The organism is Microbacterium sp. NPDC089698, from assembly GCF_044749045.1.
In the GTDB taxonomy this organism is placed as follows: Bacteria; Actinomycetota; Actinomycetes; order Actinomycetales; family Microbacteriaceae; genus Microbacterium.
Window position 1 is genome coordinate 22,521 of the sequence record NZ_JBIVHE010000008.1, and the last position, 24,731, is coordinate 47,251.

The 24,731-nt window shown below is 72.3% G+C and carries 20 protein-coding genes; 16 read left to right on the forward strand and 4 right to left on the reverse strand.

Going from position 1 to position 24,731, the window contains the following annotated elements; translation table 11 throughout:
- From ACIPY5_RS18425 to ACIPY5_RS18440, 4 genes are read left to right on the forward strand one after another with little or no spacing between them, the layout of a single operon-like run.
- A complete protein-coding gene (locus ACIPY5_RS18425; protein ID WP_400973329.1) occupies window positions 1-1,140 on the forward strand; it encodes a carbohydrate ABC transporter permease in 1,140 nt (379 codons plus the stop codon).
- Complete coding sequence (locus ACIPY5_RS18430) at window positions 1,137-2,015, forward strand: carbohydrate ABC transporter permease (protein ID WP_309337296.1); 879 nt, start codon at window positions 1,137-1,139, stop codon at window positions 2,013-2,015. The genes ACIPY5_RS18425 and ACIPY5_RS18430 overlap by 4 nt, the downstream gene beginning before the upstream one ends.
- Complete coding sequence (locus ACIPY5_RS18435) at window positions 2,012-2,746, forward strand: Type 1 glutamine amidotransferase-like domain-containing protein (RefSeq protein WP_400973334.1); 735 nt, start codon at window positions 2,012-2,014, stop codon at window positions 2,744-2,746. The genes ACIPY5_RS18430 and ACIPY5_RS18435 overlap by 4 nt, the downstream gene beginning before the upstream one ends.
- A 52-nt stretch (window positions 2,747-2,798) precedes the next feature.
- A complete protein-coding gene (locus tag ACIPY5_RS18440; protein WP_400973337.1) occupies window positions 2,799-4,661 on the forward strand; it encodes a glycogen debranching N-terminal domain-containing protein in 1,863 nt (620 codons plus the stop codon).
- Between the two features lie 170 nt (window positions 4,662-4,831).
- On the opposite strand, the gene hutI is transcribed toward ACIPY5_RS18440, so the two are convergent.
- From hutI to hutH, 3 genes are all read right to left on the reverse strand, one after another.
- Complete coding sequence (gene hutI / locus ACIPY5_RS18445; RefSeq protein WP_400973340.1) at window positions 4,832-6,013, reverse strand: imidazolonepropionase; 1,182 nt, start codon at window positions 6,011-6,013, stop codon at window positions 4,832-4,834.
- A 218-nt stretch (window positions 6,014-6,231) separates the two neighbouring features.
- Window positions 6,232-7,923, reverse strand: coding sequence for a urocanate hydratase (gene hutU / locus ACIPY5_RS18450; RefSeq protein WP_309337304.1), 1,692 nt, complete (start codon window positions 7,921-7,923; stop codon window positions 6,232-6,234).
- The gene (gene hutH, locus ACIPY5_RS18455; protein WP_400973343.1) at window positions 7,916-9,457 is read right to left on the reverse strand and encodes a histidine ammonia-lyase; all 1,542 of its coding nucleotides are present in this window, start codon (window positions 9,455-9,457) and stop codon (window positions 7,916-7,918) included. The genes hutU and hutH overlap by 8 nt, the downstream gene beginning before the upstream one ends.
- A gap of 346 nt (window positions 9,458-9,803) precedes the next feature.
- Here hutH and ACIPY5_RS18460 point away from each other — a divergent pair, with 346 nt between their 5' ends.
- From ACIPY5_RS18460 to ACIPY5_RS18515, 12 genes are all read left to right on the forward strand, one after another.
- On the forward strand, window positions 9,804-11,138 hold the full coding sequence (locus ACIPY5_RS18460; protein WP_400973346.1) for a purine-cytosine permease family protein: 1,335 nt from the start codon (window positions 9,804-9,806) through the stop codon (window positions 11,136-11,138).
- 85 nt (window positions 11,139-11,223) lie between these two features.
- Window positions 11,224-12,771, forward strand: coding sequence for a hydantoinase/oxoprolinase N-terminal domain-containing protein (locus ACIPY5_RS18465; protein WP_400973349.1), 1,548 nt, complete (start codon window positions 11,224-11,226; stop codon window positions 12,769-12,771).
- A gap of 1 nt (window position 12,772) precedes the next feature.
- On the forward strand, window positions 12,773-13,909 hold the full coding sequence (locus tag ACIPY5_RS18470; protein ID WP_400973352.1) for a DUF917 domain-containing protein: 1,137 nt from the start codon (window positions 12,773-12,775) through the stop codon (window positions 13,907-13,909).
- Window positions 13,906-15,000, forward strand: coding sequence for a DUF917 domain-containing protein (locus ACIPY5_RS18475; protein ID WP_400973354.1), 1,095 nt, complete (start codon window positions 13,906-13,908; stop codon window positions 14,998-15,000). The genes ACIPY5_RS18470 and ACIPY5_RS18475 overlap by 4 nt, the downstream gene beginning before the upstream one ends.
- 136 nt (window positions 15,001-15,136) lie before the next feature.
- A complete protein-coding gene (locus ACIPY5_RS18480) occupies window positions 15,137-16,171 on the forward strand; it encodes a DUF917 family protein (protein WP_400973357.1) in 1,035 nt (344 codons plus the stop codon).
- Window positions 16,168-17,733, forward strand: a complete 1,566-nt coding sequence (locus ACIPY5_RS18485; protein ID WP_400973360.1) for a PucR family transcriptional regulator — start codon at window positions 16,168-16,170, stop codon at window positions 17,731-17,733. Before ACIPY5_RS18480 ends, ACIPY5_RS18485 begins: the two co-directional genes overlap by 4 nt.
- A 68-nt stretch (window positions 17,734-17,801) precedes the next feature.
- The gene (locus ACIPY5_RS18490; protein ID WP_309337325.1) at window positions 17,802-18,554 is read left to right on the forward strand and encodes an IclR family transcriptional regulator; all 753 of its coding nucleotides are present in this window, start codon (window positions 17,802-17,804) and stop codon (window positions 18,552-18,554) included.
- Between the two features lie 204 nt (window positions 18,555-18,758).
- A complete protein-coding gene (locus ACIPY5_RS18495) occupies window positions 18,759-19,982 on the forward strand; it encodes an OmpA family protein (protein ID WP_400973363.1) in 1,224 nt (407 codons plus the stop codon).
- 41 nt (window positions 19,983-20,023) lie between these two features.
- Window positions 20,024-20,539 carry a DUF3060 domain-containing protein gene (locus tag ACIPY5_RS18500; protein ID WP_400973366.1) on the forward strand — a complete coding sequence of 172 codons (516 nt, stop codon included), beginning with the start codon at window positions 20,024-20,026 and terminating at the stop codon, window positions 20,537-20,539.
- Between the two features lies 1 nt (window position 20,540).
- Window positions 20,541-21,260 (forward strand): response regulator transcription factor, encoded by a 720-nt coding sequence (locus ACIPY5_RS18505; protein ID WP_309340224.1) that lies wholly within the window; start codon window positions 20,541-20,543, stop codon window positions 21,258-21,260.
- Window positions 21,257-22,231 (forward strand): sensor histidine kinase, encoded by a 975-nt coding sequence (locus ACIPY5_RS18510; RefSeq protein ID WP_400973369.1) that lies wholly within the window; start codon window positions 21,257-21,259, stop codon window positions 22,229-22,231. The genes ACIPY5_RS18505 and ACIPY5_RS18510 overlap by 4 nt, the downstream gene beginning before the upstream one ends.
- A 75-nt stretch (window positions 22,232-22,306) precedes the next feature.
- Window positions 22,307-23,779 (forward strand): hypothetical protein, encoded by a 1,473-nt coding sequence (locus ACIPY5_RS18515; RefSeq protein WP_400973372.1) that lies wholly within the window; start codon window positions 22,307-22,309, stop codon window positions 23,777-23,779.
- Window positions 23,780-23,819: 40 nt separating this feature from the next.
- Here ACIPY5_RS18515 and ACIPY5_RS18520 read toward each other — a convergent pair whose 3' ends face one another.
- Window positions 23,820-24,605: a helix-turn-helix transcriptional regulator gene (locus ACIPY5_RS18520; RefSeq protein ID WP_400973375.1), complete on the reverse strand. Its 786-nt coding sequence runs from the start codon at window positions 24,603-24,605 to the stop codon at window positions 23,820-23,822.
- Between the last annotated feature and the right edge of the window lie 126 nt (window positions 24,606-24,731).

Here is a 24,731-nt window from a genome sequence, read left to right on the forward strand (position 1 = left end):
ATGGCCTCTTCCACCGTGCGGTCCCGCCGTCCCGCAGGCCACCAGGGCCTGCGGGACGGCGAGACCGCGTCGGGGTGGCTCTTCACCGCCCCGATGCTGATCCTCCTCGGCCTGTTCCTGGTCGTTCCGGTCCTCATGGCGCTCTGGGTGAGCGTGAGCGACTGGGGCGGTCGGGGCTCGCCGTTCTCCGGCGGCGTCTCGTTCGTCGGCCTGAAGAACTACGCCGCGCTCCTGCTCGGCGGCGGGCTCGCCGAAGCCGACTTCGGCATGAGCCTGAAGAACAACGCCTGGTACGTGATCCTCGTGGTGCCCTGCCAGACCGCGCTGAGCCTGTTCCTCGCCGTGCTCGTGAACCGCCAGATCCTCAAGGGCCGCAGCTTCTTCCGCACGGCCTTCTACTTCCCCTCGGTGACCAGCTCCGTGGCGATCACGGTCCTGTTCCTGTTCCTGTTCTCGACGACCGGCGCCGTCAACGCGGCGCTCGGCTGGCTCGGGATCAACGGTCCGAACTGGCTCAACGACCCGTCCGGGATCCTGCACTTCGGCGTCACGGGCGGCCCCGCGGCGCTCACGCAGAACAGCTTCCTCGGCGTCTCGTTCTGGGACTGGATCGGCGGCCCCAGCGTCGCGATGTGCGTCTACATCATCATGGCGATCTTCACCACGAGCGGCACGTTCATGCTGCTCTTCCTCGCCGCGCTGCAGAACATCTCGGGCGAGGTGCAGGAGGCGGCGATGATGGACGGCGCGAACGGCTGGCAGCGGTTCTGGCGGATCACCCTTCCGCAGCTGCGTCCCACCCTGTTCACGGTGCTCACGCTCGGCCTCATCGGCTGCTGGCAGATCTTCGATCAGATCTACACCGGCACGAGGGGCCAGCCGGCCAAGACCACCATCACGCCCGCGTACCAGTCGTACCAGTCCTCGTTCCTCAACCAGGAGTGGGGCCAGGGCGCCGCGATCGCGTTCATCCTCTTCGTGATCATCATCGCCTTCACGCTCGTGCAGCGCTGGGTGCTGCGCGAACGCCCCGTCTCGCGCCGGCGCAACCGGCCCTACGTGGAGGCGGCCGAGCGCGCCGCCGCGCGCGCGGCGTCCGCCGACCGAGCGCCCGCCACGACCGAAGGAGCCCCGCGATGACCGCCACCGCTCCCGCCCCGTTCGTCGCGCGCCGCAAGCGCTGGGGCACCGTGCGGATCGCGTCCACCTCGGTCTTGTACGCGCTGCTCATCGCCCTCGCGCTGGTGTACATCTACCCGTTCCTGATCCAGGTGGCCACGAGCTTCAAGACGGATCCGGACGCCGCCGCGAACCCGCTCGCGATCGTGCCGCACACGTTCACGACCGAGGCGTACACGCAGCTCTTCCTGCGCAGCGACTTCCCGACCTGGTTCAAGAACTCCGTGATCGTGACGATCGTGGTCACCGCGGGACGGGTGTTCTTCAACTCCCTCGCGGGCTACGCCCTCGCGCGCCTCCGCTTCCGCGGACGCAACCTCGTGTTCGCGGGCCTCGTCGCCGTGATGAGCGTGCCGACCGTCGTGCTGCTGATCCCGAAGTTCCTCGTGATCAACACCCTCGGCATGTACGACTCCTATGCGGGCATGATCCTGCCGCTCCTCGTCGACGCCGCCGGGGTCTTCATCATGAAGAACTTCTTCGAGTCGATCCCCGCATCCGTCGAGGAGCAGGCGCGGATCGACGGCGCCGGCACCTTCCGGGTGTTCTGGTCCGTCGTGCTGCCGATGGCGCGACCGGCGCTGATCACGATCGTGATCCTGTCGTTCCAGGGATCCTGGAACGAGCTGGCGCACTTCATCGTGTCCACCCAGTCGCCCGAGCTCACGACCCTCACGAAGGGCGTCGCGCAGCTCGCGAACGGGCAGCTCAGCCAGGGCCGCCAGTACCCGCTCAAGCTCGCCGCGGCGATCATCATGACGATCCCGGTGGCCGTGATGTTCTTCCTCTTCCAGAAGCGGATCATGAACTCGAGCGACGGGGCGGTCAAGGAGTGACGGCCTCGCAGCCCACGATCCTCGCGACCTGCGGAGGCATGGTCGACGGAGGGTGGCAGGACACCGCCTACGGGCCCCTGCTGCACTTCGCGATCGAGCTCGCCGGCGTCACGGGGCGCGCGCCGCGGGTCGCGCACGTGAACACCGCCGGCGGCGATCCCCGGTTCGTCGAGGGCGCGGAGCTCGAGGCGGCCCGCGCGGCCGGCGTCGAGGGCAGCCACATCCGGCTGTTCCCGCACCCGAACCACGAGCGCCTCGCCGAGCATGTGCTCAGCCGCGACGTGATCTGGGTGAGCGGCGGCAGCGTCGTGAACCTCCTCGCCCTGTGGCGTGCGCACGGCCTCGACGATCTGCTGCGTCAGGCGTGGGAGGCCGGCGTCGTGCTCGCGGGCGGATCCGCCGGCGGGCTGTGCTGGCACAGCGGTGGCACGACCACATCGTTCGGCCCCGACGCGCAGGTGGTCGCCGACGGCCTCGGCCTCCTGCCCGGATCGTTCAGCCCTCATCACGACTCGCAGCCGACCCGGCGGCCGGCCTTCCGCGACGCCATCACGGCCGGACGGATCCCGCCCGGGTACGGCGTCGAGGAGGGCGCCGGCCTGCTCTACCGCGGCACCGAGCTCGTCGAGGTCGTGGCAGAGCGCCCCGGCGCATCCGCCTGGTCCGTCTCGGGCCACGGCGTCGAGGAGCGCCTGCCCGCCCGCGTCCTTCCCTCCCCCTCCCTGTCCTGAACCCCGCCCGTCGGGCCGACTGCCCGCACGCCGCCCCTCACGAAGGAGCCCCATGACCGACACCCCGCTGCAGCCCCTCCTGAACGACGCCGTCATCGCGCTCCAAGCGCCGACCCAGGTGTGGTCGGACGAATCCGGAGACATGGGATGCGCGCCGATCCACGGGGTCTACCACGGCGACGTGCGGCACGTGCGCGCGCTGACGGTCACCGTCGAGGGCACGGCGGTCGAGACGATCGCCTGCTCCTCCCCCGCCCCTCAGCAGGCGGTCTTCGCCGCCGTGCTGCGCGGTATCGACGACGACCAGCCCGACCCGAAGGTGCGCCTCGACCGCACGCGCACCGTGCGCGCCGGCCAGGTCGAGGAGCGGATCCTGGTCTCCTCGCACCGCGAGGTGCCCGTTCCTGTCACGCTGACCGTGACGCTCGTGCCCGACTTCGAACCGCTGCAGCGCGTCAAGGCGGGGCTCCCCGACCACGGTGCCTGGGGATGGGACGGCGAACGCGCCTCCTCGGGCGCGGCGTCGTTCGCACTGACGGCGCCCGGCGCCGCCATCGCGGTGGAGGGAGCGGCGATCGCGATCCGCTGGACGACCGTGCTCGCTCCGCGTGCGGGGACCGAGTTCTCGCTCGCACTGGCGCTCGAGGACGCCACGCTCGTGGTGACCGCGCCCGCCGTCGAGGCCAGGGCCGCGGTTCCGGAGACGGGCGATCCGCGCCTGCGCCGGTGGCTGGACCGCGCGGCGGGCGACCTCGCCGCGCTGCGCCTCGCGCTGCCCGCGCACCCGGACGACGCGTTCTACGCCGCCGGCGCGCCCTGGTTCTTCACGCTCTTCGGCCGCGACTCGATCTGGGCCGCGCGCCTCGCCCTGAGCCAGGATCCGGCGATCGCCGCCTCCACGCTCCGGGTCCTCGCGCGCCTGCAGGGCACGAAGAAGGATCCGGCCACCGCCGAGGCCCCCGGCAAGATCCCGCACGAGCTGCGCAGCGGCGCACTGTCGCTGCCGAACGAGGGCGTGCATCTCCCCCCGCTCTACTACGGCACCGTCGACGCGACCCCGCTCTGGGTGTGCCTGCTCGCCGATGCGCGAGAGGCGGGGATGCCCGAGGCCGAGGTGCGCGAGCTGCTGCCGGCCCTGCGCGCGGCGCTGGGCTGGATGACCGAGCACGGCGACGCCAGCGGATCCGGTTTCATCGACTACGTCGACGAGACCGGGCACGGCCTCGCGAACCAGGGCTGGAAGGACTCCGGCGACTCGATCCAGTGGCGCAGCGGCCGGCTCGCCGACGGCCCGATCGCGCTCAGCGAGGTGCAGGCCTACGCCTACGAGGCCGCGGTGCGGGGTGCAGAGCTGCTCGACGCCCTCGGTGAGGACGGCGGCGACGCGCTGCGCAGCTGGGCCGCGGATCTGCGCGCCCGGTTCCGCGCCGCCTACTGGGTGACGACGCCGGAGGGGCACTACCCCGCCATCGCGCTCGACGCGCACGGAGCGGCGGTGGACACTCTCACGAGCAACATCGGGCACCTGATCGGCACCGGGCTGCTGGATCCCCAGGAGGAGCGCGCCTGCGCCGAACTACTGCTCGGAGACTCGATGTCGAGCGGCTTCGGGATCCGCACGATGTCCTCGGGAGCGACCGGCTTCTGGCCGCTCAGCTACCACGGCGGCAGCGTCTGGGCGCATGACACCGCGGTCGCCGTGCACGGCATGCTCCGCGCCGGTCTCCGCGATGAGGCCGCCGCGGTCGCGCGTCAGCTCGTGGACGCGGCCGAGGGCTTCGACTACCGGATGCCCGAGCTGCACGCCGGTGACGGGCGCACGCCCGGCGTCGCCCCGGTGCCGTATCCGGCGTCGTGCCGCCCGCAGGCGTGGTCGGCCGCGGCCGCCGTGGTCTGCGCCGACGCTCTGGGCTGAGCCCCCGCCTGAGTGCAACTCGCGTCGGAGGCGTTTGCCAGCCGCGGGGCGTCACGATCAGCACACGGTGCGACGATCGGCACAGGATCTGGTCTGAATCCTGTGCCGATCGTCACAACCTGTGCTGATCGTGACGTCGCCCGCCGGCGCGGCAGGCGAGGCGCCCCTCCTCAGACGGCGCGCACGCCGTCCTTCCACACGGCGTCCACGAGCGGCACGCCGGGACGGTAGGCCAGGTGCACGCGGCTCGAGCTCTTCATCAGCACCAGGTCGGCGCGCATGCCGGGGGCGATGCCGCCGATGTCCGTGCGGCGCAGGGCGGCCGCTCCCCCGGCCGTCGCCGCGTGGATCGCCTCGGCGACCGTCATCCGCATGTCGCGCACGGCGACCGCGATGCAGAACGGCATCGACGAGGTGAAGCTCGAACCGGGGTTCGTGTCGCACGCGATCGCCACCCTCACGCCGGCGTCGATGAGGCGGCGGGCGTCGGGATAGGGCTGCCGGGTGGAGAACTCCACGCCGGGCAGCAGCGTCAGCACGGTCTCGGATCCGGCGAGCGCGGTCACATCGTCATCGGTGAGGTAGGTGCCGTGGTCGATCGACGCGGCCCCGAGCTCGACGGCCAGCTGCACGCCCTCGCCGGGGCCGAGCTGGCTCGCGTGCACGCGCGGCTGCAGCCCGCGCGCGATGCCGGCCTCCAGCACACGGCGCGACTGGGGAACGGTGAACGCGCCGGTCTCGCAGAAGACGTCGATCCACTTCGCGTGCGGAGCGCAGGCGTCGAGCATCTCCCCGGTGACGAGATCGACGTATTCGTCACCGCGATCGGCGTACTCGGCCGGCACGACGTGCGCCCCGAGGAAGGTGACCTCCGGGGTGACCTCGGCGGCGAGACGCACCAGGCGCTCCTCGGTCGCGACGTCGAGGCCGTAGCCGCTCTTGATCTCCACCGTCGTGGTGCCCTGCGCGAGCATCTCGTAGAGGAAGCCGCGCAGCCGGATCCGCAGCTCGTCGTCGCTCGCGGCCCTGGTCGCGGCGACCGTCGACCGTATGCCCCCGGCGGCATACTTCTGGCCCTGCATGCGCGCCTCGAACTCCGCGGCGCGATCGCCGCCGAAGACGAGGTGGCTGTGGCTGTCCACGAAGCCGGGGATCACCGCGCGGCCCTCGGCGTCGATCGCCTCGTCGGCGTCCGGTGCCTCCGCCGCCGGGCCGACCCACGCGATCCGGTCCCCGTCGATGAGGACCGCCGCGTCGTACAGGGTGCCGCAGCGGTCGTCGCCGGCTTCGACATGCTCAGGGACCGGGGCGTTCGTCGTGAGCTCGCCGATGTTCGTGATCAGGGTCTTCATGCGTCCTCCACGCCGATCATGTCCCACTTCTGGTCGCAGCATGTCCCATATCTGGTCCTGGATCCGGCTCTGAAGCGCCAGAAGTGGGACAAGGTACCCGGCAACGAGACGCCGCGGACCAGAAGTGGGACATGGTGGTGTGGTCGCGTCCCGCCCTGCGATCCCCCATCCCCCGACGGGGTGCGCAGAGCGGGACGCCGTCTGTGTCCGAGCCCGGTTCAGAGGCCCATCGGGACCTTGAGGCCGCGCTCGCGCGCGATGTCCTTCGCGTGGTCGTAGCCCGCGTCGACGTGACGCATGACGCCCGTGCCGGGGTCGTTCGTGAGCACGCGCTCGAGCTTCTCGGCGGCCAGCGCGGATCCGTCCGCCACGGTCACCTGACCGGCGTGGATCGAGCGGCCGATGCCGACGCCGCCGCCGTGGTGCAGCGACACCCAGCTCGCGCCGGAGGCCGTGTTGAGCAGCGCGTTGAGCAGCGGCCAGTCGGCGATCGCGTCGGATCCGTCCTTCATGGCCTCGGTCTCCCGGTACGGGCTGGCGACCGAGCCGGAGTCGAGGTGGTCGCGGCCGATCACGATGGGGGCGGAGAGCTCGCCCGAGGCGACCATCTCGTTGAACTTCAGGCCCGCGAGGTGGCGCTCCTTGTAGCCGAGCCAGCAGATGCGGGCGGGCAGACCCTCGAAGTGGACCTTCTCGCCGGCCTTCTCCAGCCAGCGGTGCAGGGCCGCATCCTCCGGGAAGAGCTCCGCGATCGCGCGGTCGGTCTTGTAGATGTCCTCCGGGTCGCCCGAGAGGGCTGCCCAGCGGAACGGACCACGGCCCTCTTCGAACTGCGGGCGGATGTAGGCGGGGACGAAGCCGGGGAACTCGAAGGCGCGGTCGAAGCCGCCCAGGACCGCCTCGGCGCGGATCGAGTTGCCGTAGTCGAACACCGCGGCGCCCGCGTCCTGGAACGCGACCATGGCGGCGACGTGCGCGGCCATGGACTCGCGGGAGCGGCGCGTGAACTCCTCGGGATCGCGCTCGGCCTCGGCCTTCCAGTCCGCCACCGAGATGCCGAGCGGCAGGTAGGCGAGCGGGTCGTGCGCGCTGGTCTGGTCCGTCACGATGTCGATCGGGACGCCACGGCGGAACAGCTCGGGGAAGACCTCCGCCGCGTTGCCGACAATGCCGACCGACAGGGCCTCGCCCGCCTCCTTCGCGGCGACGGCACGTGCGATCGCCTCGTCGAGGTCGGTGTAGTAGACGTCCAGGTAGCCGTGGTCGACCCGGCGTGCGAGGCGCGACTCGTCGACGTCCACGATGAGGCAGGCCCCGTCGTTGAGGGTCACCGCGAGCGGCTGCGCGCCGCCCATGCCCCCGGCGCCGCCGGTGAGGGACAGCGTGCCCTTGAGCGAGTCCTTGCCGAGCGAACGGGCGACCGCGGCGAAGGTCTCGTAGGTGCCCTGCAGGATGCCCTGGGATCCGATGTAGATCCAGGATCCGGCCGTCATCTGGCCGTACATCATCAGGCCCTCGGCCTCGAGCCTGCGGAACTCGGGCCAGGTCGCCCAATCGCCGACCAGGTTGGAGTTGGCGATGAGCACGCGCGGCGCCCACTCGTGGGTGCGGAACACGCCGACCGGCTTGCCGGACTGCACGAGCAGCGTCTCGTCGGGCTCGAGCTCATCGAGAGTGCGCACGATCGCGTCATACGCCTCCCAGCTGCGCGCCGCACGGCCGGTGCCTCCGTAGACGACGAGGTCCTCCGGGTGCTCGGCGACCTCGGGGTCGAGGTTGTTCATGAGCATGCGCTTGGCGGCCTCGGCGCCCCAGCTCTTCGCGGTGCGCTCGTTGCCGCGGGTGGCGCGGATCGAGCGGGACGGATCCGACAGCGTCGGGCCCGCCGGGGTGGTCGTGGTGTCAGTCATTCGCGTGCTCCTTCGCAATCGCAGCGATGCGGCCGGACTGCACGAGCGCAGCGACGGCCTCCATGTCAGGGCTGAGGAATCGGTCGGGGCCGGGGCCTCCGGCCACGGTGCGGACGAGGTCGCGGACGGCACCGGTGGCGGGGCCGGCCTCGAGCGGCGCGCGCAGGTCGAGCGCGCGGGCGCCGGTGAGGATCTCGATCGCGAGGACGCGGCCGAGCCCGTCGATCGCGCGGCGGAGCTTGCGGGCCGCAGCCCAGCCCATCGAGACGTGGTCCTCCTGCATGGCGGAGGACGGGATCGAGTCGACCGAGGCCGGCACCGCGAGGCGCTTGAGCTCGGAGACGATGCCGGCCGCCGCGTACTGCGCGATCATGAGGCCGGAGTCCACGCCCACCTCGTCCGCGAGGAACGGCGGCAGGCCGTGGCTGCGCGCGGGGTCGAGGGCGCGGTCGGTGCGCCGCTCGGCGACCGAGGCGACGTCGGCGACGGAGATCGCGAGGAAGTCCAGCACGGCGGCCACGGGCGCGCCGTGGAAGTTGCCGTTCGACTCGATCCGGCCGTCGCTCGTCACGACGGGGTTGTCCACGACGCTCGACAGCTCGCGCTCGGCGATCGTCGTCGCGTAGGAGGCGGTGTCGCGCGCGGCGCCGTGCACCTGCGGCGAGCAGCGCAGCGAGTAGGCATCCTGCACCCGGCCGTCGTCCGGGCCCTTGTGGCTCGCGACCATCGGGGAGGATCCGAGGAAGGCGCGCAGGTGCGAGGCGGAGACGGCCTGGCCGATCTGCGGGCGGAGCGCCATGAGGTCGGCCGCGAAGACGGCGTCGGTGCCGAGCTGGGACTCGATCGACATGGCCGCGGAGAGGTCGGCCGTGATGAGGAGGTCCTCGAGGTCGTGCAGGGCGAGCACGAGCATGCCGAGCATGCCGTCGGTGCCGTTGATGAGGGCGAGACCCTCCTTCTCCACGAGCTCGAGCGGGGCGATGCCCGCCATGGCGAGCGCGTCGGCGGCGGGCACGAGATCGCCCGCGGCGTTGCGGACGTCGCCTTCGCCCATGCTGGCGAGGGCGATGTGCGCGAGCGGGGCGAGGTCGCCGGAGCAGCCCAGCGAGCCGTACTCGCGGACGACCGGGGTGATGCCGGCGTTGAGCATCGCGGCGTAGGTCTCGACGACCTGCGGGCGCACGCCGGTGTGGCCGGACGCGAGGGTCTGCAGGCGCAGCAGCTGCAGCGCGCGGATGACCTCGGTCTCGACCTCGGCGCCGGTGCCGGCGGCGTGCGAGCGGATGAGGCTCTGCTGCAGCTGGCGGCGGCGCTCGGGAGCGATGAACGTGGTGGCGAGGGCGCCGAAGCCGGTCGAGACGCCGTAGTGCGGGTTCGGGTCGGCGGCCATGCCGTCGATCACGCCGCGGGCGGCCGCGACGCGGTCGAGCGCGCCGGCGTCGATCGCGACGGCGGCGTGGTGGCGGGCGACGGCGACGACATCCTCGGGGCGCAGCGGCGCCGCACCGATGGTGACGGGGGAAGTGTGGGGCATGAGACGATTCCACACCCTCGCCTGCCGCGCGGACAGGGCGCAGGACGACGTCTTGTCTGGTATTCCAGACAAGGCGCCACAGCCCGCCAGCACAGCTCGAACACACCGGATCCTGCCGAGCGGACGGGATCCCGGCGTCAACGACCCGTGCACCCGGCAGCAGCTCGTGCACCCGGCCAGGGCGGGCGCAAGACGGCCGCGACCACACACGACGCCATCGCGCAGAGGAAGTGAATGTGCGGACTGTTGAACAGATGGTGAGATCAGTGCAGATCGCACATGGTGGGTAGGGCGACGCGTCACTAGCGTGAGCGGAACCATCCTCTTCCGCCCGAAGGAAACCACCATGGCCCGTATCGCGCCGCACGACGATTTCGCCCTCTCCCGCGTGACTCCCGAAGCGCGAAAGCCTTGGTTCGGCATCGCCGTGCAGCGCTTCGGCCAGGTCTCCGCGCTGTCGCAGTTCCTCCTCGGCGCCACGCTGGGGTACGGGATGAGCTTCGGCGAGGCCGCACTCGCGTTCCTGCTCGGATCCGTCATCCTCGAGGTCATCATGTGCATCGTCGGGTTCATCGGTCAGCGCGAGGGCCTGAACACGGCCCTCCTGGCCCGCTGGACCGGCTTCGGCGAGATCGGCGCGGCGCTCGTGGGCCTCGCGATCGGCATCAGCCTGATCGGCTGGTTCGGGATCCAGTCCGCGATCTCCGCGCAGTCGCTCGACGCGCTCATGCCCGGCGTGCTGCCGACCTGGCTGTGGAGCCTGCTGTTCGGCCTGGCCGTCACCGCGATCGTCGCGTTCGGCTTCCTCGGCATGCAGTGGCTCGCGAACATCACCGTGCCGCTGTTCCTCATCCTCGTGGGCTGGTCGGTGATCTCGGAGCTCAGCCGCCACGACCTCGGCACGCTGCTCACGAGCCCCGCGCCCGGTCCGCACATCAGCGTCTGGGCCGGCACCGGCATCGTCGCCGGCGGCCTCATCGTGGGCGCCATCATCACGGGCGACATGACGCGCTTCAACCGCTCCCGCGCCGACGTGGTCAAGCAGACCGTCGTGGGCGTCACGCTCGGCGAGTTCGTCATCGGCCTCGCCGGCGTGCTCCTCGCCCACGCCGCGAAGTCGGGCGACATCGTCGCGATCGTGACGAGCTCGGTCGGGCTCGTCGGCCTCATCATCGTGATCACGGGAACGCTCAAGATCAACGACTGGAACCTGTACTCCTCGGCCCTGGGCCTGGTGAACTTCGTCTCCACGACGTTCGGCAAGAACCTGCACCGCGTGACGACGACGATCGTGCTCGGCGTGGTCGGATCCGTCCTCGCCGCCGCCGGGATCCTCGGACAGTTCACCCAGTTCCTCATCGTGCTGAGCGTCGCGTTCCCGCCGATCGCCGGGATCATGGTGGCCGAGTACTTCGTGGTCCGCGGCTGGCGCGGAGAGCTCGACGCCAGCCGCGTGGAGGGCGTCCTGCCGGCCTCCGCGCCGCGCATCGTGCCGGCCACGATCGTGGTCTGGCTGGTCTCCTCCCTCGTCGGCTACTTCGTGACCTGGGGGATCCCCTCCCTCATCAGCCTGTTCCTCTCGATGGTCCTGTACATCGCGGCGGGCAAGCTGGGTCTCGTCCGCGGCGTCGGCGCCGTCCCCACCCGTCAGGCCGATCCCGCCGAGGCCGCGGCCGCCTGACCCCGAACTCCGTCGCGGGGTGCGGCGCCTTCCGACGCCCCGCGACGGGACCATTCGTCCCAGACCCTCCGAGAAAGCGAGAACCATGCACATCGGCATCGACGTCGGCGGCACCAACACGGATGCCGTCCTCATGGACGGCGCCCAGACCCTCGCCGGGGTGAAGCACTCGACCACCCCCGACGTGACCGACGGGATCGTGCAGGCGATCGAGGACCTGCGCGCGCACCACCCGTTCGAGGGCTCCGACATCGAGGCCGTCATGATCGGCACGACGCACTTCATCAACGCGCTCGTGCAGGCGAGCCGCCTCGCGCCCACCGCGGCGCTCCGGCTCGGCCTGCCCGCGACCCGCGCCCTGCCGCCGCTCGTGGACTGGCCGGGTGAGCTGCTCGAGGCCGCGCAGGCGCGCAGCTACCTCGCGCACGGCGGCTACGAGTTCGACGGCCGCCCGATCTCGCCGCTCGACCCGGAGGAGCTGCGCGGGATCGCCGAGGACATGAAGGCGCACGGGATCCGCTCGGTCGCGATCTCGGCCGTGTTCAGCCCGGTCAACCACGACCTCGAGGTGCGCGCCGCGGAGATCCTCGGCGAGGTCCTCGGCGACGACGTCGCGATCTCGCTCTCGCACGAGATCGGCCGGATCGGCATCCTCGAGCGCGAGAACGCCACGATCATCAACGCCGCGCTGCGCGAGCTCGCCTCGGAGATCGTCGACGGCCTCACCGCCGCCGTCCGCGCCCACGGCATCGAGGCGCCGATCTTCCTCAGCCAGAACGACGGCACGCTCATGGACGACGAGTACGTGCGCCGATACCCGGTGGCGACCTTCGCCTCCGGTCCGACGAACTCGATGCGCGGAGCCGCAGCCACGAGCGGCCTGCAGGACTGCGCCGTGATCGACGTGGGCGGCACGACCGCGGACATCGGCCTGCTCGTGAACGGCTTCCCCCGCGAGACTGCGAACGAGGTCAAGGTCGCCGGCATCCGCACCAACTTCCGGATGCCCGACGTGCTCTCGCTCGGGATCGGCGGCGGCAGCATCGTCGACACCGAGACGGCCGAGGTCGGCCCCGCCTCGGTCGGCTACCGCCTGGGCACCGAGGCACTCGTCTTCGGGGGCTCGACGCTCACCGCGACCGACATCGCGGTCGCGGCGGGACGCGCCGCGGTCGGCGACCCGGAGAAGGTCACGCACCTCGACCCCGCCTTCGTCGCCCGTGTGCTCGCGCGCATCGCCGAGCGCGTCGCCGAGGCGGTCGACCGCATGCGGACCTCCCCCGACCCCATCGCAGTCGTGGCGGTCGGCGGCGGATCCATCCTGCTGCCGGATGTGCTGGAGCCGTTCGGTCCCGTGCACCGCCCGGAGAACTACGCGGTCGCGAACGCGATCGGCGCCTCGATCGCCCAGGTCGGCGGCGAGATCGACAAGGTCTACGCGATCGCCCCGGGCGCGCGCGACGAGACCATCGCGGCCGTCCGCGCCGAGGCCGTCGACAAGGCCATCGCGGCCGGCGCGAAGCCGTCCACGGTCGCGATCATCGACTTCGACGAGGTCCCGATCCCGTACCTGCCCGGCAACGCCACGCGCATCCGCGCGAAGGCCGTCGGCGACCTCGACATGGGGGCCTGAGATGGGCTGGCAGATCGACACCGCGCAGATCGAGGATCTCGCCCGGGGCGCGGCCGTGTTCGGCACCGGAGGCGGCGGGGACCCCTACATCGGATCCCTCCTCGCCCGGCAGGCGCTGTCCGGCGGGCCCGTCCCTGTTCTCGACCTCGCCGAGGTCCCGGACGACGCGCACGTGCTCTTCGTCGCGATGATGGGCGCACCGACCGTCATGGTCGAGAAGCTCCCGAGCCTGGACGAGGTCGTCGAACCCGTGCGCGCGCTCGGCTCGCACCTGGGCCGTCCCGTGACGCATATCGCGTGCGCCGAGGTCGGCGGCGTGAACTCGACGATCCCGGTCGCGGCCGCCGCCGCGCTCGGGCTGCCGCTCGTGGACGCCGACGGCATGGGCCGCGCCTTCCCGGAGCTGCAGATGGTGCTGCCCACGCTGATCGGCGTGACGGCCTCGCCCCTCGCGCTCAGCGACGAGAAGGGCAACGTGGCCGTGCTGCAGACCGTCGACAACACCTGGACGGAGCGGATCGCGCGCGTCGCGACGGTCGAGATGGGCTGCTCCACGATGATCGCGGGGTTCTCGATGACCGGCGCGCAGGCCCGTGCGGGTCTCGTCGGCGGCTCGCTCTCGCGCTGCATCACGGTGGGGCGCGCGATCGCCGACGCCCGTGCGGCGAAGACGGATCCGGTCGAGGCCGCGGTCCGCGAGCTCTCCGGACGCGAGCTCTTCGACGGCAAGGTCGTCGACGTGCAGCGCGCCACGACCACCGGCTTCGCCCGCGGCCGCGCCCGCATCGAGGGCGAGGGCGGCGCCGCGCTGACCCTGCAGTTCCAGAACGAGCATCTCGTCGCGGAAGCCGACGGACGGATCCTCGCGACCACGCCGGACCTCATCATGGTCGTCGAGGGCGAGTCCGGGGAGCCGATCACGACCGAGGCGCTCCGCTACGGCCAGCGCGTACGCGTGCTCGCGGCGCCCGCCGACGAGCGCTGGCACACCGCCGAGGCGCTCGCGATGGTCGGTCCCGGCTACTTCGGCTACGAGATGCCCGCGCACCGCTTCGACGGGACGGTCTCGCACGGCGCGGGGTCGGAGACGGCGGAGCCGGTGCCCGAGGCGTCGCGCGAGCGGATCGAGGCGCGATGAGCTGGCTGCTCACCGCGGCGGACCTCCCCGATCTCGCCCGCGGCGCGACGCTGCTCGGCACGGGCGGCGGAGGCGATCCCTACATCGGCAGCAAGCTCGTCGAACGGGTGCTCGCCGGCGGCGCGATCACGATCCTGGATCCGGACGAGCTTCCGGACGATCTGTTCGTGATCCCGACGGCGCAGATGGGCGCACCGACCGTGATGATCGAGAAGATCCCGGCGGGCACCGAGCCCACGCTCGCGCTCCGGGCGCTCGAGGCGCACCTGGGGCGCACCGCCGACGCCACGATGCCGATCGAGTGCGGCGGGATCAACTCGATGATCCCGCTCGTCGTCGCCGCCGAGACCGGGCTTCCGGTGGTCGATGCGGACGGCATGGGGCGCGCCTTCCCCGAGCTCTCCATGGAGACGTTCGCGGTCTACGGCGTGCACGGCTCGCCCCTCGCCCTCGCCGGCGAGCGCGGGGAGACGGTCATCATCGACACCGGCGACGACGACCGCCAGATGGAGTGGCTCGCCCGCGCGATCACCATCCGGCTCGGCGGCGTGGGCCACATCGCCGAGTACGCGATGACCGGCGCGGACGTGCGCCGCACCGCTGTCCCCCGCACGATCTCGATGGCGCTCGCCCTCGGGCGTGCGATCCGCGAGGCCCGAGAGCAGCACCGCTCCCCCTTCGAGGCCATCGCCGACACGCTCTCCCGCACCCTGTACTCCCACCTGCGGGAGCTCGCCGTGGGGAAGGTCGTCGACGTCGAGCGGCGCACCACCGAGGGGTTCGCGAAGGGACGCGCCGTGATCGCGCCGCTCGAGGGCGAAGGCACGTTCGAGATCCTGTTCCAGAACGAGAACCTCATCGCGCGGCGCGACGGCGAGGTCGTCGCGATCGTGCCGGATCTCATCTGCGTCGTGGACCATGAGACCGCAGAGCCGATCACGACCGAGGGGCTGCGCTACGGCCAGCGCGTGCGCGTGCTCGGCATCTCGACGCCCGACATGATGCGCACCGACGGCGCCCTCGCGGCGTTCGGCCCGTCAGCCTTCGGCCTCGCCGAGCCGTTCCTCCCGGTCGAGCGGCGAGGCGCCTGAGATCGGCGCTCTCCGCACTCGATCCGTCGAGGCCCCCTCTGCGCATCCACGCCCCTCCGCAGCGACGCAATTGTCGGGGGGTCTGGACAGTGTGAGGGGGCCTCGGCGAACCAGCCCCGAAAGCTAGTCTGGGACGATGGCGTGGCGACTGCGACCCGAGGATGTGACCGCGCTCGCGCTGGGCTGCGCGCTGCTCGGCTCGGGCGGCGGCGGCACGACCACCATGCTCGAGCTCATGCTCGCGGGTGACGATGCCGGCCCGCGTCCGCTCGCGGACGTGGACGAGCTGGATCCCGCGACGCCCTGCTTCGGCGCCGCGTTCGTGGGCTCCACGATCCTGCTCGGCGAGCGGATGCCGGGACTCGCACCGTTCGGGCGCCTCGTGGCCGCCGCGGAGCGCTGGCTGGGCACGCGGATCCCCGCCGTGTGCTCGATCGAGGGCGGCGGCCTGAACAGCCTCGTCCCGTTCCTCTTCTCCGGCGAGCGCACGATCGTGGACGCCGACTGCACCGGACGCGCCGTGCCGGAGCTCGACCAGATGTCGCTCTTCGTCGACCAGGTGCCTGGGCTCGTGTTCACGTGCGAGAGCGGCGCCGGCGGCGTCGCGCTCGTCGAGACGGATCGTGCCGTGGATGCGGAGCGCATCGTCCGCTCGGCCATCATCCAGGCGGGAGGCAGCGGCGCGGCCGTGCTCGCCGGCTTCACCGTGGGCGATCTCCGCGAGCACGCGATGCCCGGACACCAGCGCCGCGCGCTCGCGCTGGGACGCGCCTTCCTCGCGGCCCGGTTCGCGGGCGCGGCCGAACTCGCCGCGGCGCTCGGGGCGCGCCTGCTGACCGAGGGACGGATCGACCGGATCTCTCCGCACCACGCGGATCCGCACGTGCAGTCCGTCGAGGTCGCCGGCCCCGGCGGCGCGATCGATCGCGTGGTGACCCGCTCGGAGTCCCTCGCCGTGCTCAGCGACGGCGCACTGCTCGCCTCCGCGCCGGCGATCATCGTCGTACTCGACGCCGCCTCGCGCGAGATACTGCAGGTCACCGATCTCACCCCAGGGCGGCGCGTGGTCGTGCTCTCGCTGCCGGCGCCGGACTGGTGGCTCGAGCGTCCCGAGCGCCTGCGCCGCGTGCTGCCGTCGACGTACGGTCTCGCCGAACTGGACGCCGCATGAGCGCCGGACTCTCCCTCGCGGGGCTCCGCGCGCACCCCGAGAACGGGGGCCTTCACCGGATCGCGGGGCCCGAGGACGCCGCGTGGGACGCGGTCGCCGTCGAGTCGGCCGAGGCGGATCTGCCGACGCTGCCCGACGGCGGTCTCGCCGTGCTGCTCGACCCCGCGCCCGAAACGCCCTGGCAGCAGGACGCGATGCTGCGCCGGATCCGCGAGCGCGGCTTCCGCGGCGTCGCGCTGCCGGGGGCCGCCGGGTTCGACCCGGGTGCGCAGCGGCTCGCGGGGCGCCTGGGGATCTGCCTGCTCGACGTGGAGCGGCCCATCGTGCTCGCCCAGGCGTGCTGGATGCTCGTGCAGGCGCAGGATGCGCTCACTCTCTCGCACGTGCGCAAGGTGGCGCGCTCCTTCGAGTATCCGGCGCGGGATCTGCCGGATCTGCTCCGCCAGGTCTCGGCCACGCTCGGCCATCCGCTCGCCCTCGTGGATGGCACCGACGTGCTGCACTCCTCGGGCGGAGAGCTCGATCCCGCCCTGCATGCGGCGATCGATTTCCGCCCCTGGATCGACATCGCGCGCGCGGGGAGCCATACCGCGGCCTCCGTCCGCGTGGACAGCCCGAGCCGGCCGGGCCTGCGCCTGGTCGTCTTCGGCGAGGGGCTGAGCGAGAGCCAGCTCGCCGCGCTCTCGGTCGCCGCCGAGGTCGCGATGCCGGCCGTCGCGGCACGGATCCTCATCGACGAGGTCGCCGAGGTGAACGACGTCTCGGCCTCGTCCGCGCTGCTCCGCGACTTCGTCGACGCGCGGGGCCTCGCCGACGACGACATCGAGCGCCGGATGGGCGAGCGCGGCTGGCGCACGAGCGGACATCATCTCGGCTTCCGGATGGTCGGGCGGGGCCGGCTGGATCCGCTGCCGCTGCTCCGGGCGGTGCGCGCCGCCCTCGGCGGGATCGCGGCGGAGGCGCACGTCACCACCGCCGGGCGCGGGCTGAGCGGGTGGCTCGCGTTCTCGGAGGCGCCGGATCCCGCGACCGTCGAACGGCTCGCGCGCGGGCTGCGGGCCCTGCACCGCGAAGTGGGCCGCTCCTTCGCGATCGCGACGGGCGTCGGCTCGCTGCAGCGCGGCGCGGCAGGACTCGCCGTGACGCTCGACGAGGCCGCGGACGCCGCCCGGATCGCGGCGTCGCGCTCGGCGACGGGCTGGTTCGTCCGTGTCGACAGCCTGGGGCTCGAACAGCTGCTGCTGGCCTGGACCGGAAACGACACCTTCGTGCCCGCGGCGGAATCGCTCCTCGCGCCGCTGCAGGGCGCGACCGGTGATCTGCTGCGCACGCTCTCCGCCTATCTCGACCAGGAATCGAGCCTGGTCGCGACCGCCGAGGCGCTGAACCTGCATCGCAACACGGTCGCGGTGCGGATCCGGCGGGTGCAGGAGCTCCTCGGCGTCGATCTGACGGATCCCGAGACCCGTCTCGCGATCCACCTCGCCTGTCGTGCCGTGCTGGCACCTGCGGCGGGCGACGGCGTCACGGCGCGACGCGAGCATGGGATCCTGGGAGCGTGAACGCCGATCGCACGGACCACGGCGCCGGGACGGGCTCGCCGACGAGCGCCCGTGACGACCGGCCTCAGGTGCCCGCGGCCGAGCACACGCTGCGGATCCTGCGCTTCCTGGCCCGGCGCGCGGGCCCCGTCGCGGCGTCGGCCCTGGCACGCGAGCTCGACATCCCCCGTTCCACCGTCTATCACCTGCTCGCGACGCTCGAAGCGCACGGATTCGTGGTGCATCTTCCGCAGGAGCGCCGCTGGGGGCTCGGCACGAGCGCCTTCGAGCTCGCCGGCGGCTACGCCAGGCAGGAGCCGCTGGCCCGGCTCGGCCGCCCGTTGCTGGCCGGGCTGGCCGACCGGCTCGGCGAAAGCGCCCACCTCGCCGTCATGACAGGCCGCGATGTGCTCTACATCGTCGAGGAGCGCGCTCTGCGGCGCCCCGCGCTCATCACCGACGTCGGCGTGCGCTTGCCCGCGCACCTCACCGCGACCGGGCGCGCCATGCTCGCGGCGCTCCCCCGCGAGCAGGTGCGCGCCCTCTATCCCGACGCCGCCGCGTTCGCGCAGCGCACCGGCGGAGGCCCCTCCCGGCCCCGTGAGCTCAACGAGCTGCTGCGCGAAGTGCGGCGCGACGGCATCGCCCGAGAGGACGGCGAGGTCACCGCGGGGTTCCGTTCGGTGGGCATCGCGGTGCGCGACCACGTCGGCTGGCCGGTCGCCGCCGTGGCCGTGACCTGGGGCGAGGAGGCGTCGGTCGACGAGTCGGCGATCGCGGACGCCGTGTCGGAGACGGCCCGGCAGCTGCAACGCCGTCTGGGCTACGGCACAGGTCATTGAGCCGCCGCTGACCATGAGCCTTCACCGGCAGCCGCTGCGCCGACGGAGCCGGGCACGAGCACGTGCCAGGGCGGGGATCCGCTGAGCGTCTGTGGCTACGCCCAGCGTGACACCACCGACCACGGTCGCAACCCACCAGCGCGTGTCGCAGGATCGAGACACGACCGCGACGGGGCGGCGACACCGGGTCGATAGCCTCGAGTCATGAGCACCACGCAGCACCGCGCGCCTCACTTCATCCGGCGCCCCGCCCTCATCATCGCGACCGCCGCGACCATCGCCGTCCTCGCCCTCACCGGCTGCTCGCCCGCCGCACCGGCGTCGGGCACCGGGGCCTCGAAGCCCTCGCACGGCCCGTCCGCGAGCACGGCGGCGAAGCCTGCGGCCGCGACCGTCCCCGGCTACGACGTCGGCCAGTTCCCGCCCGTGCCGTTGTTCCGGCTGCCCGACCTCGGCCTGCTGTCCGGATCCGCCGACGCCTTCGCGATCGAGGTGAACGCCGCCTTCGACGGCGTTCCGGGGGTCGCCGTCTCCCCCGCCCGGTGCGACGCCGGCGGGAAGGTCGTCTCCGGCGCCGGATCCGCGATGCTCTACGGCGACGGGTCCGGCAACTACACGGGCCCCGATGGTTCGGTGCAGAACTTCGGCGACGGATCCGGAGTCTCCACGATCAACGGCGTGACGATCGAGAACTTCGGCGACGGGTCGGGGAACTACACATCCGGATCCGTGCGCATCCAGAACTTCGGCGACGGGTCCGGCAACTACAGCGACGGCCGGATCTCGGTCCAGGTGTTCGGCGACGGATCCGGGAACTACACGGCGCCGGGTATCACGATCCAGAACTTCGGCGACGGATCGGGGAACTACACGGCCGGCTCCGTGAAGATCCAGAACTTCGGAGACGGCTCCGGCGACTACGTGGCGCCGGGGCTCTCGATCCAGAACTACGGCGACGGCACGGCGAAGGTCAACGGGAAGACGGTCAAGGCGGACCGGGTTCCCGCCGTGGCGAAGCTCGGCAGTTTCCCGCCGATCGCCGCACTGGCCCCGATCACGTCCTGCGGGACCACGATCACGTTCCAGGACGGGGTGCTCTTCGACTTCGACCGCAGCGACATCCGCGCCGACGCGGCGAAGACCATCGCCTCCGTCGCCGACGTCCTGGTCGCCAAGAACGTCCGGAACGCGGAGATCTCGGGCCACACGGACGCGATCGGCGACGACGCGTACAACCAGGACCTCAGTGAGCGCCGCGCGCAGTCGGTCGTCACGGCACTGCAGAAGGCGGGTGCCAAGACGACGATGGAGGCCGTCGGATACGGCGAGACGCGCCCCGTCGCGGCGAACGAGATCGACGGCCAGGACGACCCCGCCGGCCGGCAGCTGAACCGCCGGGTCGAGATCTTCATCCCGGCCGGTCACTGAACCGCCTCCTCTCACACCACCACGGAACACCGGAGAAGACCATGCATCGCCGCCGCACCCCTGCGCTCCTCCTCGCCGCCCTCGCCCTCGGCGCCGGTCTCACCGGCTGCTCGGTCAGCGTCGTCGACGCCGCACAGTCGTCGGGCAGTCCGTCCCCCGGGGTCTCCGTCGATGTGAAGACCGAGCGCCCGTCCGGCCCGCCGCAGCCGCTGCCGCAGACCGGTCCTCCGGTCGCCGTCCGGGACGCGACCTCCCGCTCCGCCCTGATCGCCGCCGCGACCACGACGCAGCGCTGCGACGGCGAACTGACCCTCATGCAGGACGCGGTCGCGGTTCACGTGGAGGGCCCGTGCGACCGGCTCATCGTGAACGCACAAGGCGCACAGGTGGTCGCGGACGACGTCGTCTCCCTGTCCGTGATCGGATCCGCCAACGTCGTGCTCGCGGAGTCGGTGCGGGAGCTCGTCGTGAACGGCGACGCGAACCTCGTGAACTGGACGGGCTCCACCCCCACTATCAGCGACATCGGCACCTCGAACACCCTGAAGGCGGGCTGACATGGGCGACACCGCACGTCCCCGGATCCTTCTGGTCGACGACGACGAAGCCATCACGGGCGCGCTCGGACCGTTCCTGGAGCGCAGCGGATTCGACGTGGAGGTCGCCGGAGACGGCGCACGGGGACTCGCCGCCGTGGAGCGCCGCGCGCCCGATCTCGTGGTGTGCGACGTGCTCATGCCGCACCTCGACGGTCGGGAGTTCGTGCGGCGCATGCGTGCCCGCAGCCTGTGGCTGCCGATCATCCTGCTCACCCAGGTCGGCGAGTCGTGGGAGCGCAGCGCGGCTCTCGACGAGGGTGCGGACGACTACCTCAACAAGCCCTTCGACCCGCACGAGCTCATCTCGCGGATCCGTGCCGTGCTGCGCCGCACCGCGGCCGGACGGCCCTCTCTCGCCACCTCCGCGCGCCTGCGCGCCGAGGACCTCGTGCTCGACCGCACCGCGCGCCGGGCGTGGCTCTCCGACGCGGAGATCCTTCTCACCCCGAAGGCCATGACGCTGCTGGAGTACCTCATGCTGCATCCCGACGAAGTGCACAGCAGAGAGCGCCTGCTGTCGACGCTCTGGGGACTGGACTTCGCCACGTCGAGCCGGGCCGTCGACCACCGCGTCTCCGAACTGCGCCGCGTGCTCGGCGACGACGCCGCCGCTCCGCGGTTCGTCGAGACGGTGCAGAGCTTCGGGTACCGGTTCGCGGCGCCCGTGGGAGCCGCGTGAACGCGGCACCGGATTCGGCGCCGGCGCGCGACGGGCACCGTCCCCCACGGGGCCGGCGGGCGCTGTGGTGGGTGCTCTGCGGCGCCCCCGCCATGCTCGGGGCGGCGGTCGGGGCGGTGCTGTTCGCCGCCGGGAACACGCATCAGGTGCTGGTCCGGATCGCCCTTCCCGCCGTCGTCCTGTGCGCAGGGATCCTGCTCAGCATCATCGCGCTGGGGATCCTGGCCGTCTCGGCCGGGCGGAGCCGAGGTCGGGCCCGGACTCGGACCGCCCTCGACGAGGCCGCAGCACAAGGCGCGGCCGAGGAGCGGCAGAACCACGCGCGCTTCCTCGCGCGGCTCGACCATGAGCTGAAGAACCCGCTCACGGCGATCCTGGCGACCTCGGCGGCCGCGCAGAATGGCGCCGGGGGCGCCGAGGCATGGCCGATCGTGGACGCCCAGGCGGCCAGGCTCGGCGTCCTGGTGCGCGACCTGCGCAAGCTCGCCGATCTCGAGTCGCGCCCGCTGGAGCGGGAAAGCGTGGATCTCGAGCAGCTCCTGGCCGAGGCGATCGCCGCGCTCGCACCGCAGGATCCGGCCGCGGGTGCGCGCATGGCTCTGAGCGTCACCCGGGTGCCCTGGCCCGTGCCGCCGATCTCCGCCGACCTGGATCTGCTGTCGCTCGCCGTGGACAACGTGCTCGGCAATGCCGCGAAGTACTCCGCGAGCGGCCCGATCGAGGTGCGGCTGCGCGAGGAGGCGGGCCAGGCCGTGATCGAGGTGGCGGACACGGGCCGCGGCATCCCCGAAACCGACCTGCCGCGCGTGTTCGACGAGCTCGCCCGGGCGCAGAACGCGCGCGACGTCGCCGGATCCGGGATCGGGCTGAGCCTGGTCGCCGCGATCCTGCGCCGCCACGGCGGCACCGTCGCGCTGCGGTCCGCGGAGGGTTCCGGCACGGAGGTGACGCTGCGGCTGCCTCTGCGCTGACACCTTCCGCGATCCCGGCGCGCGTCCGCGGCGGGTGCACGGCTTCCGCACAGGCCCGGGCGGGAGGATCGATCCGTGCGGACGGCGACCGAGCGGGTGCGGCTGCGACGGATCGCCCTCCTCGCGGGCGTCGTCGGCCTGCTCGCAGGCGTGATCGGATCCTGGATCCCGTCGTTCTGGGGCGACGAGGCGGCGAGCATCATGTCCGCCTCCCGCACGTGGCCGGAGCTCTGGCGCATGCTGCAGACCGTCGACGGCGTGCACGGCGCGTACTACGCGTTCCTGCACGTCTGGATCGGGCTGTTCGGCGCGAGCGAGTTCGCGGTGCGCCTGCCGAGTGCGATCGCCGCGGGATTCCTGGCTGCCGGCACGGCGGTCCTCGCCGGACGCCTCGGCTGGCGCCGGCTCGCCCTGGCCGCGGGGCTCGTCGCGGCGCTGCTGCCGCGCACCGCGGTGATGGCGGCGGAGGCCCGCTCGTACGCGATCGGATCCGCGATCGCCGTCTGGCTCACCGTTCTCCTGCTCGCGCTGCTCGGGCGTCGGCGCCCCTGGTGGCTCTGGGCCGCCTACGCCGCAGGGACGGCGGTCTCCATCTACGTCTTCCTGTACCTCGCACTGCTGCTCGTGGTGCACGGGGCCTTCGTGCTGCTGTTCCACCGCCGGATCCTGTGGCGCTGGCTGACGGCGGCGGCCGGCGGCGTCGTCCTGGCCCTGCCGATGGTGCTGGTCGCGTCCGCGGAGCGGAACCAGATCGGCTTCCTCGCCGACCGCGACTACATCACCCCGCTGAACGTGCTCGCGCTGCAGTGGTTCGACCCGGTGACCGCCTGGCCGTGCCTCGCGCTCATCGCCATCGGGGCGATCGCCGCGGTCCGCGGTCGCCGGCGGGATCCCGGCGGATTCCGGCTGAGCACGCTGGCCCTGCTCTGGCTCGTGCTGCCCACCGCCGCCGTGCTCATCGGGAGCACGCTCATCGCCCCCATGTACACCGTGCGCTATCTGTCGTTCTGCACGCCGGCCGCCGCGGTTCTCGTGTCGATGGGGGTGCTGACCGCGGCCGGCTGGATCGCCCGCCGCACGCCGCTGGCCGCCGCGACGGCGACCGGGATCCTGCTCGCCGTCGTCCTTGCCGCCTTCGTGCCGAACCTGCTCGTGCTGCGCGGCCCGTACGCGAAGGACGGCAGCGACTGGCGCGAGGCCGCCGCCTACCTGCACGCGCACGCCGCGCCGGGCGACGCCGTCGTGTACGACGACCGCCCGAAGAACTCGGAGAAGCCCCGCCTCATCACCGCGATCCATCCGGCCGATCTCGCAGGGCTGCGCGACCCGGCACTGCTCGCCTCGTTCCGCACGCAGTCGGGCCTCTGGGACCGCACCCGCCCGAACGACGCGCTCACGGCCGCCGATCTCACGCCCGGCGTCTGGGCGCTCGAGCGCAGCCCCGATCCGGAGCACTCCCCCGACGTCCTGCATCTGGAGTCGCTCGGCTACCGGATCCTCTCCTCGCACCGGATCAACGTCACGACGGTGCTGCACCTGGAACGGTGATCGGCCCCGCGGAGGCCGAACCCGTGGGTTCCCAGGGCTCTCAGACCGGGACGTACATCACGACGGACAGACCCGGCGCATCGGAGGGCACGAGACTGTGGTGCTCGAACACGCGCCGGCCGTCTCTCGGATGCGCGAACACCCGCTGCCGGGAGGCGAACCGCTCGACCGCGTGCTCGGCCCACTGGATCCGGAAGTCGTCGCTGGCCTCGAGCAGCCGTCCGATCAGGGTGCGGTGCCGATCCGAGCCCAGCCGGACGCCCGACTCCGCACGGAACTCGGCGAGGAAGCGCCGGCTCTCCTGATCCCAGTCGGGCAGCATGCGGCGCAGCCGCGGATCCGTGTAGATCAGCCAGAGCAGGTTGCGATCCCCGGGGTCCACGGCGGCGATCGGCTCATAGAGGCGCGCGTAGGGCGCATTCCAGCCCACGATCGCCCAGTCGCTCGCCACGACGAAGGCCGGGAAAGCGAGCGCGTCGACGAGCCGCTGCAGGTGATCGGGGATCCGCTCCGCCTCCTCCGCCGGTCCGTCCTCGGCGGGCCCCGCGAGCCGCACCACGTAGTCGAACTCGGCAGGGCTCAGCTGCAGCACCCGTGCGACCGCGCCCAGCACCTGACGGGAGACGCCGATGTCGCGCCCCTGCTCGAGCCAGGTGAACCAGCTCGCGCTGACGCCGGCGAGCGCGGCGACCTCCTCGCGGCTGAGCCCGGTGTCGCCGCGTCGCGACGCCCGGGGAAGACCCAGCGCGGAGCGGCTCGCGGCCCGGCGGCGCGAGGCCAGGAACTCCCCCAGCTGCTCGCGCCGGGGCGTGCGCGGACGGATCATGACCGCCACCCCGTGCGCCCCGCCCTGGACGGCCGGGCGGATGCGGTTCCGCGGCGAATGCAGCTCATGCCGAAACAGTACTCCGAGTACTAGTACAAACCCTCCTCGCGCCCGGGCTCGGCAGAA

Excerpts from the sequence above, each read along its gene's own strand:
- ACIPY5_RS18425 (WP_400973329.1), top strand. The coding sequence starts at position 1 with ATGGCCTCTTCCACCGTGCGGTCCCGCCGTCCCGCAGGCCACCAGGGC.
- ACIPY5_RS18430 (WP_309337296.1), top strand. The coding sequence starts at position 1,137 with ATGACCGCCACCGCTCCCGCCCCGTTCGTCGCGCGCCGCAAGCGCTGG.
- ACIPY5_RS18440 (WP_400973337.1), top strand. The coding sequence starts at position 2,799 with ATGACCGACACCCCGCTGCAGCCCCTCCTGAACGACGCCGTCATCGCG.
- hutI (WP_400973340.1), bottom strand. The coding sequence starts at position 6,013 with ATGAAGACCCTGATCACGAACATCGGCGAGCTCACGACGAACGCCCCG.
- hutU (WP_309337304.1), bottom strand. The coding sequence starts at position 7,923 with ATGACTGACACCACGACCACCCCGGCGGGCCCGACGCTGTCGGATCCG.
- hutH (WP_400973343.1), bottom strand. The coding sequence starts at position 9,457 with ATGCCCCACACTTCCCCCGTCACCATCGGTGCGGCGCCGCTGCGCCCC.
- ACIPY5_RS18460 (WP_400973346.1), top strand. The coding sequence starts at position 9,804 with ATGGCCCGTATCGCGCCGCACGACGATTTCGCCCTCTCCCGCGTGACT.
- ACIPY5_RS18465 (WP_400973349.1), top strand. The coding sequence starts at position 11,224 with ATGCACATCGGCATCGACGTCGGCGGCACCAACACGGATGCCGTCCTC.
- ACIPY5_RS18470 (WP_400973352.1), top strand. The coding sequence starts at position 12,773 with ATGGGCTGGCAGATCGACACCGCGCAGATCGAGGATCTCGCCCGGGGC.
- ACIPY5_RS18475 (WP_400973354.1), top strand. The coding sequence starts at position 13,906 with ATGAGCTGGCTGCTCACCGCGGCGGACCTCCCCGATCTCGCCCGCGGC.
- ACIPY5_RS18480 (WP_400973357.1), top strand. The coding sequence starts at position 15,137 with ATGGCGTGGCGACTGCGACCCGAGGATGTGACCGCGCTCGCGCTGGGC.
- ACIPY5_RS18485 (WP_400973360.1), top strand. The coding sequence starts at position 16,168 with ATGAGCGCCGGACTCTCCCTCGCGGGGCTCCGCGCGCACCCCGAGAAC.
- ACIPY5_RS18495 (WP_400973363.1), top strand. The coding sequence starts at position 18,759 with ATGAGCACCACGCAGCACCGCGCGCCTCACTTCATCCGGCGCCCCGCC.
- ACIPY5_RS18500 (WP_400973366.1), top strand. The coding sequence starts at position 20,024 with ATGCATCGCCGCCGCACCCCTGCGCTCCTCCTCGCCGCCCTCGCCCTC.
- ACIPY5_RS18505 (WP_309340224.1), top strand. The coding sequence starts at position 20,541 with ATGGGCGACACCGCACGTCCCCGGATCCTTCTGGTCGACGACGACGAA.
- ACIPY5_RS18520 (WP_400973375.1), bottom strand. The coding sequence starts at position 24,605 with ATGATCCGTCCGCGCACGCCCCGGCGCGAGCAGCTGGGGGAGTTCCTG.